This window comes from Pseudarthrobacter sp. TE3704 (assembly GCF_056279405.1).
On the sequence record NZ_JBWCCJ010000003.1, the window covers coordinates 1 to 13,931 of the forward strand.

The 13,931-nt window shown below is 65.9% G+C and carries 15 protein-coding genes; 3 read left to right on the top strand and 12 right to left on the bottom strand.

What is annotated here, in order from left to right:
* Together ACZ9BC_RS07725 and ACZ9BC_RS07730 are read right to left on the bottom strand one after the other, a co-directional pair.
* A partial coding sequence (locus ACZ9BC_RS07725) for a S1 family peptidase (RefSeq protein ID WP_476245417.1) occupies positions 1 to 1,916 on the bottom strand: 1,916 nt, incomplete at its 3' end.
* Positions 1,913 to 2,632: a tyrosine-protein phosphatase gene (locus tag ACZ9BC_RS07730; RefSeq protein ID WP_476245418.1), complete on the bottom strand. Its 720-nt coding sequence runs from the start codon at positions 2,630 to 2,632 to the stop codon at positions 1,913 to 1,915. The genes ACZ9BC_RS07725 and ACZ9BC_RS07730, both read right to left, overlap by 4 nt.
* Before the next feature lie 160 nt (positions 2,633 to 2,792).
* Between ACZ9BC_RS07730 and ACZ9BC_RS07735 the strand changes: the two genes are divergently transcribed.
* Positions 2,793 to 3,620, top strand: a complete 828-nt coding sequence (locus tag ACZ9BC_RS07735) for an SGNH/GDSL hydrolase family protein (RefSeq protein WP_476245419.1) — start codon at positions 2,793 to 2,795, stop codon at positions 3,618 to 3,620.
* Positions 3,621 to 3,645: 25 nt separating this feature from the next.
* Here ACZ9BC_RS07735 and ACZ9BC_RS07740 read toward each other — a convergent pair whose 3' ends face one another.
* Positions 3,646 to 4,254: a GNAT family N-acetyltransferase gene (locus tag ACZ9BC_RS07740; RefSeq protein WP_476245420.1), complete on the bottom strand. Its 609-nt coding sequence runs from the start codon at positions 4,252 to 4,254 to the stop codon at positions 3,646 to 3,648.
* Between the two features lie 75 nt (positions 4,255 to 4,329).
* On the opposite strand from ACZ9BC_RS07740, the gene ACZ9BC_RS07745 reads away from it, so the two are divergent.
* Positions 4,330 to 4,563 carry a DUF6480 family protein gene (locus tag ACZ9BC_RS07745; RefSeq protein WP_476245421.1) on the top strand — a complete coding sequence of 78 codons (234 nt, stop codon included), beginning with the start codon at positions 4,330 to 4,332 and terminating at the stop codon, positions 4,561 to 4,563.
* Between the two features lie 7 nt (positions 4,564 to 4,570).
* On the opposite strand, the gene ACZ9BC_RS07750 is transcribed toward ACZ9BC_RS07745, so the two are convergent.
* The 6 genes from ACZ9BC_RS07750 to ACZ9BC_RS07775 form a co-directional block, all read right to left on the bottom strand.
* Positions 4,571 to 6,055 (bottom strand): HNH endonuclease signature motif containing protein, encoded by a 1,485-nt coding sequence (locus ACZ9BC_RS07750; RefSeq protein ID WP_476245422.1) that lies wholly within the window; start codon positions 6,053 to 6,055, stop codon positions 4,571 to 4,573.
* Positions 6,056 to 6,120: 65 nt separating this feature from the next.
* On the bottom strand, positions 6,121 to 6,993 hold the full coding sequence (locus ACZ9BC_RS07755) for a 3-hydroxyacyl-CoA dehydrogenase family protein (protein WP_476245423.1): 873 nt from the start codon (positions 6,991 to 6,993) through the stop codon (positions 6,121 to 6,123).
* On the bottom strand, positions 6,993 to 7,781 hold the full coding sequence (locus ACZ9BC_RS07760) for an enoyl-CoA hydratase/isomerase family protein (protein WP_476245424.1): 789 nt from the start codon (positions 7,779 to 7,781) through the stop codon (positions 6,993 to 6,995). The genes ACZ9BC_RS07755 and ACZ9BC_RS07760 overlap by 1 nt, the downstream gene beginning before the upstream one ends.
* A complete protein-coding gene (locus ACZ9BC_RS07765; RefSeq protein WP_476245425.1) occupies positions 7,781 to 9,007 on the bottom strand; it encodes a thiolase family protein in 1,227 nt (408 codons plus the stop codon). Before ACZ9BC_RS07765 ends, ACZ9BC_RS07760 begins: the two co-directional genes overlap by 1 nt.
* Before the next feature lie 132 nt (positions 9,008 to 9,139).
* Positions 9,140 to 9,781 carry a pentapeptide repeat-containing protein gene (locus ACZ9BC_RS07770; RefSeq protein WP_476245426.1) on the bottom strand — a complete coding sequence of 214 codons (642 nt, stop codon included), beginning with the start codon at positions 9,779 to 9,781 and terminating at the stop codon, positions 9,140 to 9,142.
* A gap of 44 nt (positions 9,782 to 9,825) precedes the next feature.
* Complete coding sequence (locus ACZ9BC_RS07775) at positions 9,826 to 10,284, bottom strand: SRPBCC family protein (RefSeq protein ID WP_476245427.1); 459 nt, start codon at positions 10,282 to 10,284, stop codon at positions 9,826 to 9,828.
* A gap of 158 nt (positions 10,285 to 10,442) precedes the next feature.
* Here ACZ9BC_RS07775 and ACZ9BC_RS07780 point away from each other — a divergent pair, with 158 nt between their 5' ends.
* Positions 10,443 to 10,619 (top strand): CsbD family protein, encoded by a 177-nt coding sequence (locus ACZ9BC_RS07780; RefSeq protein ID WP_079597484.1) that lies wholly within the window; start codon positions 10,443 to 10,445, stop codon positions 10,617 to 10,619.
* Between the two features lie 96 nt (positions 10,620 to 10,715).
* On the opposite strand, the gene ACZ9BC_RS07785 is transcribed toward ACZ9BC_RS07780, so the two are convergent.
* The 3 genes from ACZ9BC_RS07785 to ACZ9BC_RS07795 all read right to left on the bottom strand — a co-directional run bounded on the left by ACZ9BC_RS07785 (position 10,716) and on the right by ACZ9BC_RS07795 (position 13,927).
* A complete protein-coding gene (locus ACZ9BC_RS07785) occupies positions 10,716 to 11,786 on the bottom strand; it encodes a DNA polymerase IV (protein WP_476245428.1) in 1,071 nt (356 codons plus the stop codon).
* A 170-nt stretch (positions 11,787 to 11,956) separates the two neighbouring features.
* Positions 11,957 to 13,420: an amino acid permease gene (locus ACZ9BC_RS07790; protein ID WP_476245429.1), complete on the bottom strand. Its 1,464-nt coding sequence runs from the start codon at positions 13,418 to 13,420 to the stop codon at positions 11,957 to 11,959.
* 174 nt (positions 13,421 to 13,594) lie between these two features.
* The gene (locus ACZ9BC_RS07795; protein WP_476245968.1) at positions 13,595 to 13,927 is read right to left on the bottom strand and encodes a Rieske (2Fe-2S) protein; all 333 of its coding nucleotides are present in this window, start codon (positions 13,925 to 13,927) and stop codon (positions 13,595 to 13,597) included.
* Positions 13,928 to 13,931 lie beyond the last annotated feature (4 nt).

The following is a 13,931-nucleotide window of genomic DNA, read 5'->3' on the forward strand; positions in this document are numbered from 1 at the left end:
ACGGGAGCCGGGTCAGCCGGAACGGGAGCCGGGTCAGCCGGAACGGGAGCCGGGTCAGCCGGAACGGGAGCCGGGTCAGCCGGAACGGGAGCCGGCTGGGGTTCGGGGCCAGCAGGCGCCGGGTCAGCGGGCGCAGGCGGTCCCGGGTCAACTGGCGCCGGGGGTTCCGGATCCGACGGTTCAGCCGGCGCAAACTCAAAGCTGTTCGTCCCGGAAACGCTGAACCCATTCACAGTTTCCGCAGTAAACCGAAGCACCTCCCTGCCGTCAGGCGCCGGGAAGCTCCAGTTTCCTGCGGTATCAACCGGGGCTTCGAAAGGAGCCTCTCCGTCCAGCGTAATCCGGACTTTCGATCCCGCGGCGACGGCAGAGGCGGGAGCCGCCGAAACCGTCCCGGCGAGGGGCTGCCCCGGCTCGTAGGTGGCGCCAGGCGCAGGCGTGGTGACGGTGGGCTTGTTGAGGAAGAGTTCCAGCGCATAGCCGGGAAGGACGGCCAGGCTGTCCCTGAGGGTTGCGGCGATAGCCATGTTCTGGATGACGTTGCCGTTTTCGTCAGGGGTATCCCCTGCCGCATGTGTCCCCACCGCGTAGTTGCCGCTGATGTAAGGGCCGCCGGAGTCACCACCGCTGGATTGCACAGCGTAGGAGAGGAAGCCGCGGAAGGCACGAAGGTCTGTGGGGTCGGCCGCGTAGCCGGGGCCTGGAACAACAAAGATGCCCACAGCGTCGATCGTCCCGCAGGACCAGAAGGACGACCGCCCGGACCGGCACACCGGCATTCCCGCCACTGGATCCGCGCTGCCGATGATCTTCACGTCGGGACCGGGCTCGGACGGGTTGCCCCAGGTACTGGCCGCCGGCAGCGGGTCAATGTCCGGTCGCAGGGACTCGATCACGGAGATGTCGGTGCCCACGTTCCCGGGGTTATCCGGGTTCAGTGGATTTTCAAGGATGCGGGAATTGCCCGGGCCGCCGTACTGGCTGAACCCAAACCTGCCCAGCAGCCCTACCTGGTTGAACTGGAATTCCAGGGTCGCCGTTTCGGCTGCACCATCCGACGCGCAGTGTCCCGCGGAGAGGACGGCGGGCAGGCCGGCGGGGTCGAAGGCAGAGAAGCCCGTGGAGCAGATCCAGCCGGTGTCGGCAATATAGCCCACTCCCCCGAGAACGTCCGCTTCAGGCGCAAGGGAGGCGCCGCCGTCGAGCTCCACGTTGGCGTACCGTGCGACGAACTCCGCGGGCGACACCTTTCCGGAACCGGTGGCAGGGGCATTGGCGCCGGCGTCCGACGTTGATTCCGGCGTGTTGACGCCGCCGGTCCGGATGACAAATCTGCCGCCGGAGGCCACCACGGACTGCAGGCCCTGGGGGCCCACTTCGCGCAGGTAGGCCTGAAACAGCTGGTCGGCGCTCACGGCGAGCTCTGCACCTTCGGTGGAGCGGGACTCCCGCGAAACGCCAGCACCGGACTGCTCACCCTCCGCTGCCGGCGCAGGTGACGCCGCAGGGGCCGGCGCTTCAAGGACCAGCCCAGGGATCGTGACGGCAAGGGCCGCCACCTTCTCCAGCAGCTCTGGTCCCGACCCCGAAATCACAATCTGCCCGGATTCCAGCCTGATGCCGGCGTATCCCGTCACGCTACGCAACTGGGTTGCCGCGTCGGCGGCTTTGGTGCCCAATTCTCCGGCGGCAGTGAACTCCTCCGGGGTAAGCCCGAGGTCGCGCTGCACCGCCTCCGCAAGCGCGCGCTCCGACAGGCCGGAGCCCGAGGCGTGCGGACTGTCGGTGGTGGCACCGGCAGGCTGGCCGGTTGCGGGTTCGCCCGTTCCCCACGCTGGGGCCACGTACACGGAGGACGCCAAAACCCCGGCGACGGCGCCCAGCGAGAGGAACCGCCTGAGGCTGCCTGCCCTCATCGGGCCACTCCTGCTCCGCACAATGACAGGACGGCCTCCAGCTCAAGGGAAGCCAGGCCGTTCCGCAGGAGGAAGTTCCGCGTATCAAGGGTGCGCACGAAGTCCACCACCGCAAGGCCACGCTGCTCCAGCAGGGGTTCAAGCTCGGCGTCCTCCACGTACCGTTCCCGATCGTGCGGCGGGCCGTGGGTGCGGTAGCGCTCGTTGATGCCGCGGGCCGCCCGGCGGTAGCCCTCCGCGATGTCCTGGTCGGAGTCCCCTGCCAGGTCCTGCACCATTGCGGCGACCATGCCGCTGCGGTCGCGGCCGGCCGCGCAGTGCAGCACTACGTCGCCACGGCTTGCGGCTGCGGCCAAGGCCTGGAAGACGCCGACGAGCTTTTCCGGGAAGATCCGGGCATTGTCGGCGTAGTAGGCGGGGTCGTTGAGGTAGGGGCCGGTTACGGCGGTCAGGCGCGGATCGCTGGGCTCTTCGGTGGGCGCTGCGACCACGGAGATGCCCTGCCAAGCTGCCCGGGAGACGACGGGGTCGGTGTCCCGGCGCCGCGCTTCCACTGCGTTCCGAAGGTCAACGACGGTGCGGATGCCGGCGTCGTACGCCTGTTGCCAGCCCGCTTCCGTCAGCCATTCCCGGCGTCCCATCCGAAAGACACCACCGGCCACGTGCCAAGCGTTGACAGCGCCATCCCAGTCCATGGACCTGCCCGGTTTGCTCATTCGGACAGCTAATCACATCAGTCACAGGAGCCGCACGTCACAAACAGGTACACGTTCGCAAAGATGAGTACGTGGGCCCGGTGACCGGCGCGGAGGGTAAGCGTACTCTGGCTCCTAGATGATGCCTGAGCCCACAGTTGATGTTCAAAGGAGAACCCCAATGGGAAACACAGCAGTACGACGGCGTCGCGCAGGTTTTGCAGCCGGCATCGCCAGCCTGGCCATGGCACTTGGGTTCACTGCAATCCCAGCGGACGCGGCACCCCCGCCCCAGCTGGACTACGTTGCGCTCGGGGACTCTTACGCGTCTGGCCACGGCGCGGTTCCGTACAGAGACCCGAACTGTTTTGTCAGCCAAAAGGGCTATCCTGCCATCGCGGACAAACTCCGGGACGTACAGCTGACAGCCAATGCCGCCTGCTCTGGATGGACCATGGACCTGGTCTTGGCCAATCTTCCCGTCGTTGCTCTGCAGGAAGCGGAAATTGTCACGCTCACCGTAGGGGCGAACGATATAGACTCGACCGGCCTCCTTTTCGCATGCCTTCCAGCTCCGACATCCAAAGAATGCATCGCCGAGCGTACGCGTGTGGAGACCATGCTGACGGACAATAGCTTTGCAACGGAGCTGGCGAATTTGGTGACTACAATCCATGCGATCGCACCTGACGCGAAGATTGTCCTCACGGGATACCCCTTACCCTTGGATCCAAGTCATCCCTTAGCTGCCGAAGTGAATTCCTTGGCTGGTGCACTTAATGCCGTGATTGCCGGCGTCGCTAATTTCACCAATGCCCAGTTCGACGATGTCCAGTACGTGGATGTCACGGGGGCCTTCGCCGGACATGGGGTGGGGTCAGCTGACCCATGGATCAACTTCAACCCGGAAAATCTGCGGGATCCTGCGAACTTCCATCCCACTGGAGAAGGCTACCGGCACGGTTACTTTGCCTCGTTGGTCAGCCAGGATGCATTCGTCCTGACGTAATGCATCACAGCCTTGCCAGACAGCCCTACCCCCGCTTAGCCAGCCGGTACTCCAGCCCGGCGCGAACCATTGGCCATTCGTGCTCGAGGATGGAGAACACGACGGTGTCCCGCAGGAGTCCGTCGCGGGTTCGGGAGTGGTTGCGCAGGACGCCGTCCTGCTTTGCCCCAAGCCGGGCGATCGCCTCCCGCGACTGGTGGTTGAGCCAGTGCGTACGGAACTCGACTGCCGGGCAGCCGATGGTTTCGAACGCGTGCCGCAGCAGCAGAAGCTTGGAATCCGGGTTGGTCCCGGTCCCCTGCACAGACGCCGCGTTCCAGGTGGAGCCGATCTCCACCCGTGGCGTGCCGGCGTCGATGTTCATGTAGGTGGTCATGCCGATGATCCTGCCCGGGCCGCCGGTTGCCGGGTCGATCAGCCTGGTGGTGAACGGCAGCATGGAGCCCTCCTCCTGCAGCGCGAGCCGCCGCCGGATTTCGGCAGCCATTTCTTCCGGGGCCGGAACGGACGTGTACCAGAGCTTCCACAGTTCGCCGTCCTTGGCGGCTTCCACCAGGCCGTCGTGGTGTCCGGCGGCCAGAGGCTCGAGGATTACATGCCGCCCGGTCAGGGTAAGGGGTTCAAGGAAAGTCACTGCACCAGCCTAGGCCCCGCAATCAGGGCCGGTTACGCTGGGGGCAGCACCAAGACGGCGAGCAAGGGAGTTGACGTGTCAGGAACCAACCCGGATCCGGAGGACGACAAGATCACAGGCCTGGAACCGGGCGGCGGAGTACCTCCCGGCGAAACGCCACCGGGTGAAGGTTCGGTGGCAGGCACCCAGGAGCCCAGGCAGCCGGGATCGGGAAAGGCCCAGCAGGTCTTCTGGATGGGTGCCATCGGAGCCGGCGTCCTGCTCTTCCTCCTGTACTTCATCGGTTACATCGTGGGCTTCTTCGACTAGGGACTGCTCAGCCACGGGAGTGCAAGAACCGTTCCAGGACGGCTTCTCCCGGCGACACCCCAAGCTGGACCAAGTCCGGGTAGCCGCCAACGGCATCACACAGCGTTTCCGGCCAGTGTGGTGGTTCCCAGTCCTGGTGTTCGCTTTTGTACCGTCTGCCTGAGGGTGAGATCCAGCCGGGTGGTTCGTTTTTTGTGGCCGGGGTGGGTGTCCAGCCGCTGGTGTGCCTGAGGCGGTGGTGCTTCGGGCAGGGCTGGCCCAGGTTGCTGACCCCGGTAGTTCCTCCGTGATGCCAGGCGAGAATGTGGTCTGCCTCGTTGTCCAGGGAGTTGTTGCTGCAGCCGGGAAAGGGGCATTTGCCGTCCCGCATCCGCAGCCAGCGGCGGATAGCCTTGGTGACCCGGTAGCTGGTGCGGCCGATTTCCAGCGGCGCCCCGTCCCGCGGGTCCACCAGCACCCGGTAGAACGAGCCGGCCCCGTCCGCCACCAACTTCCGGGCCATTGACGCCGGGATCGGGCCGTGCCCGTCGAGCATCGCCGGTTCATCCGTCAGACCCATGAGCGAGAACACGGGCACCGTAACCAGGACCTCCGCGTGCGGGGTGCGGACCTCCGCCACCATACCGCCGGGGCTCTGCCCGTTGCGCCCGTCCTGCCCGATCTGCCCGTTGCGCCCGTTCTGTCCGTTGCTGAGGACGGCGTCGGCGAAGATGTCGGCGCAGAGCTGGGTCAGGGTGCGGGACTCGTCCGGGCCCTGCAGTCCCCGGGCCAGGGCAATGGTGCGGTTCCACATCGCCGACGCGGTGTCCGCAGGGAGGTAGGCGTGGAACCAGGCCATCCCGTCCATGTCCGGACGGTGCTCCACCCGCCGCTCCGCAACACTCCTCGCGTGGCGTTTCTCAAGGGATTCGGGGTGGTGGCGTTCGCGCCAGGTCCGGGCCTTGTGCCGGAACCGGTGCGGCACCAACTCCCCCGGCCCCGCACACCCGCGGGCCGGGTTCGGTGCGTCCGGGCCCAGGAAATGCGCCTCCAACGCGGCGGCCCCGGCAGGATCCAGGGTGGCCGTTTCCTCGACCATCGCCTTCGCGTGCGCCCACGACAGGCTTCCGTCCTGCAACCCCGCCAGGGTCAACGGCAAAACATTGGCCAGCACCTGCGACTCGTTCAGCAGCACACCGGCAGCCCTCGCACCAATGGTCAACACACCGGCGACCTCGGCGACCATCGACGCTTCCTGCGCCATCGCCCCGGACGGCGCCATGGCCCGTGACGCCACAGCCTTGGCAGCTTCTGCATACCCTGCGGCCAGATGCACCTTCAACGCAGCAGTCCCGGCCTCAAGCCGGGCGACCCCGGCCAGCCCGTCCAGGCTCCGATCAGCCTGCGCCCGCAACGGATCAAAACCCTCACCGCTCCCACGAAGCACAGCACCCAGCTCAGCAAGGGACGCCTCAAGGACCTCCAACGCTTCCAATGCCGCCCTGCTCGCCATAGGAAAACTATGACAGTGGGGTCTGACATTGTGCGGCCGAGGGTCAGACCGCGGCGACGGAAAGCCTAGCTGGGCCAGTCAAAAAAGCCCTTGCCGGTCTTGCGGCCCAGCTCGCCCCGGGCCACCTTGTCCTTGAGGATCTGCGGCGGGGCAAAGCGCTCCCCCAGGGTGGAGTGCAGGTATTCCGCGATCCCCAGCCGCACATCCAGCCCCACGATGTCGGTGGTCTTGAGCGGCCCCGTGGGGTGCTTGTAGCCCAGGACCATGGCGGCGTCGATGTCCTCCGCAGAGGCCACACCCTCCTCCACCATGCGCATCGCCTCGAGGGCGATGGCCACACCTAGTCGTGAGGAGGCGAATCCGGGGGCGTCATTAACGACGACGGCGGTTTTGCCGAGTGCCTCAACCCACCCCTTTGCCGCGATGGCGAGCGCGGGGGACGTCCGTTCGCCGAGCACCACTTCGATAAGCGTGGACGCCGGCACCGGGTTGAAAAAATGCAGGCCCAGGAAGTTCTCCGGGCGTTTCAGCTCCCGGGCCAGGCCATTAACGGAGAGAGACGACGTGTTGGACGCAAGGTACGCGTCGTCGGCCAGCCGCTCCTCGATGCGGCGCAGGGCAGTGACTTTGAGGTCCCAGTCCTCCGGCACGGCCTCGACCACGAGCTGGCGCCCGGTAAAGGCGTCATAATCTACGCCCACGTTCAGCCGCGAGACCATTTCATCCAGATTGGCGTCCACCACGCCGCGCTCAATGCTCTTCACGGCCGCCGATTCAACCCGTTCACGCGCGGCTTCGGCGGACTGTTCGTCGCGCTCGATCACCAGGACGTCGGCGCCCTTGACCAGGAAGGCGTGGGCGATGCCGGCACCCATGCGGCCGCCGCCCAGGACACCCACCGCTGCGGGCAGGCCGGAAGGAGGGATGGAGTTGTTCATCAGTTCTTCTTTCCAGGCGTCTTGTCGGCTTTTTTGTCCAGGAATTTCTGCATCCGGTCGAACTTGGCCTGTGACTCAAAGAGGATGCCCTGGGCCAGCTGGTCGATCAGGGGATGGGCCTCCGACGGGGCATGGAACACGGACTTGGTGATCCGGACAGCCAGCGGGTCCTGCCGGCCAATCCGGTCCGCCAGGCTGTGTGCCGCATCCAGGAGGCCGGCGGCATCGTGAATTTCGGTAATCAGGTTGACCTCCAGCGCCTCGTCGGCGCCAAGTACCCGCCCAGCCAGGAGGATCTGCTTGGCGACGGGCTCCCCCACCAGTTCCTTGAGCCGCCAGCTGGCACCGGCGGCCGCGAGAATGCCGAGCCCGGTTTCCGGGTTGCCGATGCGGACATCGGGCGTGCCGATCCGGAAATCTGCAGCGTACGCGAGTTCGGCACCGCCGCCCAGGCAGTACCCGTCCAGGGCGGCGATCACCGGCATGGGCAGTTTGGCGATCCGCACGAAGATGGTGGAGTTGATGCCCTGGAGCGCGTCATCCCTGCGCCGCTCGCGCAACTGGGCGATGTCAGCACCGGAGGCAAAAACGCCGTTGACGCCTGCCAGGATCAGCACCTTGGGGTTCTGCTCCAGGGCGGCGCAGACGACATGCAGTTCATCCACCATCTGCTGGTCGATCGCGTTGCGCACCTCGGGCCGGTTGAGCAGCACCACCACGCGGTCGCCGCGTTCCTCCACCAGGAGGGCGTGGAACTTCTCCGCCGCCAGGTCCACGGCGCCGGGCATCAGACTTTCTCCAGCAGCATCGCAGTGCCCTGGCCCACGCCGATGCACATGGTGGCGAGGCCCACCTTGGCGTCCTCACGCTCCATCCTGCCCAGCAGGGTGATGGCAATCCTGGCCCCGCTGGAACCCAGCGGGTGCCCGAGGGCGATGGCGCCGCCGTCGAGGTTCACAATGTCCGGTTCCAGTCCCAGCCGGCGGATGCACGCCAGGGACTGCGTGGCAAAGGCTTCGTTAAGTTCGACGGCGGCAAGGTCGCCTACGCTGAGTCCGCTCCGCTTGAGGACTTTCTGAGTGGCGGGCACGGGGCCGATGCCCATGATTTCCGGTTCGCAACCGGCGGAGGCGCCGTCGATGATGCGTGCCCGGGGCGTCAGGCCGAGACGCTCAATGGCTGCTTCGGACGCGACGATGATGGCGGAGGCGCCGTCATTGAGGGACGAGGAATTCCCCGCGGTGACCACCGAACCGCCGTGCGCCACGGGCTTCAGCCCGGCGAGGACATCCATGGTGGTCCCGGGACGTGGGCCCTCATCGGTGTCGACTACGGTTTCCGACTTGCGGCCCTTAACGGTCACGGGCACGATCTCGTCCCTGAACCGGCCTGCTTCAATAGCCGCCAGGGAACGTTCATGGGAGCGGACGGCGAAAGCGTCGGCGTCCTCCCGGGAGATGTTGTCCACGCGGGCCACTTCTTCCGCGGTTTCCGGCATGGAGTACGTCATCTTGCCGTCGCGCGACAGCCCGCCGTGCTGGAACTGGGGATTGGTGAAGCGCCAGCCGATGGAGGTGTCGAAAATCTGGCCGGGCTTGGCGAAGGCGCTGGTGGGCTTTTCCTGCACCCACGGGGCACGGCTCATGGATTCCACGCCGCCGGCGATCACAATGTCCGCGGCCCCGGCCTTGATCATATGGCTGGCCTGGATGATGGCGCTGAGCCCAGAGGAACAGAGCCTGTTGACGGTGATGCCGGGGATGTGCAGCGGCAGCCCGGCCAGCAGGGTGGCCATGCGTGCCACATTGCGGTTCTCTTCGCCGGCACCGTTGGCGTTGCCCAGGATGACTTCATCGATGCTGTCCGGATCAAGGCCCGCACGGTGCACTGCCTCCCGGACCACCAGGGCCGCAAGGTCGTCGGGGCGGACCGACGACAGCGCGCCGCCGTATTTGCCCACCGGCGTTCGGACCCCGCCAACAAGGAAAGCCTGCGGACCTGCGGTTGCAGCCATGGAAACACCCTTCACGCGATAAACAGCACTGTCATCGGCGCCCGGCACAGCGAATTCCTCCACTTACCGACCGTTCGTTCTGTAAATAGTACACGGCAGGGCTGCCGTTGCGTACCTCCGGGTGAAGGCCGGCTACAGGACCGTCACGCCAAGGTGCGCCGCGAGCAGGGGCGCCAGGAGGCCCAGCTGGTAGTCGTCAACGACGATCCCGGCCATGCTGCCGAGTCCGCTGATGGTGCGGAAATCGGTGCCGCGGACGTCGAAATCCTTGAGCTTGGCTCCGTTCAGGTCCAGGGCGCCGATGGTGCAGTTCTTCAGTGCTACCCGCGTTCCGGCAGCCGAACCGAGGTCCAGTTCGTTGATGATGCAGTCGCTGATCAGGACATCCGTCAGTTTCGCGCCCCGAAGGTTGAGGAAATCGAGCTTGCCGCCGTCGATCCGGACAGACTGCCAGCCGCTCTCGTAAAGTTCGGCAGACCCCAGCCGGGGATTGCGGAATTCGACGTCCCGCCACGTGGTCCTGGCTGCCCGAAAAACCGGGGCATACAGCTCACCCAGGATGCAGTCGCGGAAACCTGCCCCGCGAAGTTGGGAGTCATTGAAGGACACGCCCGCGAACTCACACTCGGCGAAATCTGCGCCGCTCAACTCCAAACCGTCGGCGGCCGCACGGCTGTACCGCCCGCCGTCGTACTTTCCACCACGCTCGAAGTCCGGAGCCGGCCGCTCCGCCAGGTCCTCCAGCACCACCGGCGAAAGCCGGGGCGCGGCCACTTTCGGACCGCCACTTTTCCCCGTCCCCGCCCGCGCGCCCGCCACTACAGCGATTCCGCTTTGGCAGCGATTTCCGAAAGGTCCTTCGCGAGTGCTTTGCGCGTGGCCGCCATGCCCAGCTTTCCGAAAAGTGCCATCATGATGCGGCTCGCGGCGGTGGGTTTAATAACCTCAGCCCCGAACGTGAGGGTCAGATCGGTTCCGCCGTCGCGCGGGGCAAGGCTGAAGCGCGTGCTGTAATCCGCGCCGCCCTGGACTGCCTTCACGGTGGTGCTCTGCGGCGGGTCAGCCTGGGCCACCCACATCTCCACGGTCTCCGACCGGCCCAGCATTTTCCGGGTCTCCTTCCACCGCGTGCCCTCCCCGTACGGGCCGTCCGTAAGGAGCTGCACCGCCTGCACGCCGGACAACGTTGCGGGCGAACCGGGGATGTCAGTGATCACGGTCCAGACCTTTTCGGGTGGAGCCTGGACATGCTGGGTGAGGCTTGTGCTGTTCTCCATGAATTCGAGCCTAGCCGCGGCCACCGACATTCAACAGGCGCCCGCCCGCCCACCGCCAGCCCCGCCGGCAGGATCAGTGGGCTTGAAATAGTAAGCAAGCTTCGTGTTATGGTGAAAAAGCATTGTTTGATCAACGGAAACGAAAGGAGGCCACCACCATGGGCCTCGGAGACAAGATCAGTAACGCAGCAGAAGATATGGGCGGCAAGGCCAAGGAAGCTGCGGGCAACGCAACCGACAACGACCGCCTGAAGGCAGAAGGCCAGACCGACCAGGTCAAGGCAGATGCCAAGAAGGTCGGCGAAAGTGTCAAGGACGAATTCAAGCGCGACTAGTCCTTCCTGATGCAGCCGCAGCGAACGGCGTGCTGCAACAGTCAGAAATGGCGGTGGATCCCACGGGATCCGCCGCCATTCTGGTTTTCAGCCACTTCACCATCCACTGCGGGTGGGCGTATGCCCTTCCCGGGACTCTGCGGGCATGGTCATTTCTGCCCTCAGCCCAAGGAGCCGGATGGGACGGTCCGGCTCGATTTTCGCCACCAGGTCAAGGGCGCGGGCCAGCACCTCCGCCGGATCCGACGTTTCGGGGATCTTCCGGGCGTACGTTTTGGTGATGAAGGGGGCGTAGCGCACCTTGAGCGTCAGCCCGATGACCGGCCGGCCCTCTCCTGCGACATCCTCCAGGACGTGCGCTGCCAACTCCCGGACGGCGTCGTCAATCTGCCCGGGCTCCGTCAGATCGTGCTGGAAGGTGGTTTCCCGGCTGTGCCCGCGTGCCACCCAGGGCGTGTCATCCACTGTCCGTGAGCCGTCGCCCCGTCCGAGCTGCGCATACCAGGGCCCCATCTTCGGCCCGAATTCGGGGACCAGGTCTTCAGGATTGGCTGCTGCAAGCTGGGCAACGGTCTTGATGCCGAGCGTGGCCAGGCGCCGCGACACCTTGGTTCCCACACCCCACAGCTCGATGGTGGGCCTAGTCCCCATGACGTCCAGCCAGTTGTCTTCGGTAAGCCGGAAGACGCCGGCGGGCTTGCCGAACGTGGTGGCTACCTTGGCGCGGACCAGGGTGTCACCGATGCCGACGCTGCAGTGCAGCCGGGTTTCCTCGAGGACGTCCTGCTGCAGTTGCCGGGCGTAGGCCTCCGGATCCGCCGCCTGCACGCCAATGAACGCTTCATCCCAGCCGAGCACCTGGACCGTGGCTCCCGGCTGCGAGCGCAGCACCGCCATGACCTGTTCGGATGCAGCGAGGTAGGCGTCCTGGTCGACGGGCAGGATCACGGCGTCGGGCACTTTCCGCGCGGCGACGCGCAGCGGCATTCCCGAGCCGACACCGTACGCCCTGGCTTCATAGGACGCCGTGGAGACAACAGCCCGCTCGGTCGGGTCGCCGCGGCCGCCAACGATCACCGCCTTGCCCGCAAGCTCGGGCCGCCGGAGCACTTCGACGGCCGCAATGAACTGGTCAAGGTCCACGTGGAGCACCCAGGGTTCGGTCACATGCCCCAGTCTGCCTCCGTCGAACGCTTCGGCACCACCATTTCCGCGTGCCTCCTCTTCAACGGATTCCCCTAGCCAGGAAAACGACGACGGCGGGCCGCCCTCCCCAGGGGCGACCCGCCGTCGTCGTGGTTTCGACAGGCTCAACCAGCGGCCTGCCGCAGGAAGCTCTAGCTGTACAGCGCGTTCTTAGGCTCGTTGGTCTTGACCTTCTGCCAGCCCAGCCACAGGACGACGGCGAAGAACGGGATGGTGGCCAGGGTCCAGAGGCCCAGATAGAACACCTCGCCGCTCTTGCTGGTCATGGTGTCGAAGCCGATCAGCACGGTGATGGCCAGCAGTCCGATCAGGCCGGCCCAGCTGGTCCACGGCGAACCGGGCATGGGCAGGCTGGAGGTGACGCCCTTGCGGTGGCGCAGCGCGATCTGGCTGGCGAAGATGGCGCCCCAGGTGAAGATCACGCCGATGGAGGCCGTGTTCAGCGCCAGGTCGAATGCGTGGGAGCCGCCCAGCCAGATGTTGAGCAGGATGCCCACCAGGTAGAAGGCCGCGATGGCGAGGATGGCCGCGTACGGAACGTGCCGCTTGGACATCCGGGTCAGCCACTGGGGTGCGTGGCCGTTGTTGGCCATGGTGCGGAACACGCGGCCGATCGAGTACAGGCCGGAGTTGCAGGAGGACAGGGCCGCCGTGATAACGATCATGTTCATCACGTCGCCCACCCATGCCAGGCCCATCTGGCCGAAGACCGTAACGAACGGCGAGGTTCCCGCCACGTACTGGTCGGAGGGCAGCAGCATGGCCAGCAGGGTGACCGAACCAACGTAGAACACCACGATGCGGAGGACGACGGCGCGGATCGCCTTGGGCACTTCGCGTTCCGGGTTCTGCATCTCGCCAGCGGTGATGCCGACGAGTTCGATGCCGTTGTAGGCGAAGATCACGGCGTTGAGGACCAGGACCATCACCAGGGCACCCTTGGGGAACATGCCGCCTTCCGCGGCGAACAGGTTCGCCACGGATGCGTTGCCGTCGCCCACCTGGGCGTTTGTGATGACCATGAATGTGCCCACGGCCAGGAAGATGAGGATGGCGCCCACCTTGAGGCAGGAGGCCCAAAATTCAAACTCACCGAACGCCTTGACGCTCAGCAGGTTCACTGCCACCAGGAGGGCCAGCGCTGCGATGGCGGAGGCTTCCACGGGGACGTTGGGGAAGAAGAACTGGAAGTAGAGGCCGATCGCGATGAGTTCGGCAATGCCGGTCATGCCCCAGTTGATGAAGTACATCCAGCCGGACAGGAAGGCGCCCTTCTTGCCGAACATTTCGCCGGCGTAGCTGACGAAGGAGCCGGAGGTCTGGCGGTACATGATGAGCTCGCCCAGGGCCCGCATGAGGAGGTAGGCGATGACGCCGGCAATGGCGTAGGAGAAGATCAGGGCCGGGCCGGTGGAGGCAAGGCGGCCGCCGGCGCCCATGAAGAGGCCGACGCCGATGGCGCCGCCCATGGCGATCATGGTGACGTGGCGCCTGCCCAGCGTCTTGCTGTAGCCCTCGGCGCTGAGGGAGGAGTCGGCGACGGCGGTGGATGGTGCCGTGCTGTTCTGGAGATCTGTGGGGGTACTTTGAGGCACAACGGTTCCTTGTGGGTTGGGGGTTGGCCGCATCCGGGATACGAATGATCTAGCTCACAAAATTCGGCCTTTTGCCTCCGGGGCAACCGTTTGTGAGCGTAATTCTTCGTTCAGCCGAAGCTTCACGCGGCTCGTCCATCCTACAAGACGCCGAGGGGTGCTACGTGACGTGCACTACACGGCCCCCGTCTCCAGGACCAGATTCTGCTCGCCATCCAGGCTGACGCGATAGGTGGCGAGCGGTGCCGTCCCGGTGGTTGAGCACCCGCTGAGCAGGTCGAAGGCATGCTGGTGCAGCGGGCAGATCACCACCTGCTGGTCGATGGTGCCGTCCGCGAGTGGTCCTCCGCTGTGCGGACAGACCGCAGACACTGCCCGCAGGGACCCGTCACGCAGCCGGAAGACGGCCACCTGTTTCCCGTCGACGGCGAAGGCCCGCCCCTCCCCCGGCGGGATCTGGTCAGCCGGGCCCAGGTTGTGGGACTGGACGCTGCCCATCCCGCTCATCATC

Coding starts and splice junctions, on each gene's coding strand:
- ACZ9BC_RS07730 (WP_476245418.1), bottom strand. CDS start 2,632: ATGAGCAAACCGGGCAGGTCCATGGACTGGGATGGCGCTGTCAACGCT.
- ACZ9BC_RS07735 (WP_476245419.1), top strand. CDS start 2,793: ATGGGAAACACAGCAGTACGACGGCGTCGCGCAGGTTTTGCAGCCGGC.
- ACZ9BC_RS07750 (WP_476245422.1), bottom strand. CDS start 6,055: ATGGCGAGCAGGGCGGCATTGGAAGCGTTGGAGGTCCTTGAGGCGTCC.
- ACZ9BC_RS07755 (WP_476245423.1), bottom strand. CDS start 6,993: ATGAACAACTCCATCCCTCCTTCCGGCCTGCCCGCAGCGGTGGGTGTC.
- ACZ9BC_RS07760 (WP_476245424.1), bottom strand. CDS start 7,781: ATGCCCGGCGCCGTGGACCTGGCGGCGGAGAAGTTCCACGCCCTCCTG.
- ACZ9BC_RS07765 (WP_476245425.1), bottom strand. CDS start 9,007: ATGGCTGCAACCGCAGGTCCGCAGGCTTTCCTTGTTGGCGGGGTCCGA.
- ACZ9BC_RS07775 (WP_476245427.1), bottom strand. CDS start 10,284: ATGGAGAACAGCACAAGCCTCACCCAGCATGTCCAGGCTCCACCCGAA.
- ACZ9BC_RS07780 (WP_079597484.1), top strand. CDS start 10,443: ATGGGCCTCGGAGACAAGATCAGTAACGCAGCAGAAGATATGGGCGGC.
- ACZ9BC_RS07795 (WP_476245968.1), bottom strand. CDS start 13,927: ATGAGCGGGATGGGCAGCGTCCAGTCCCACAACCTGGGCCCGGCTGAC.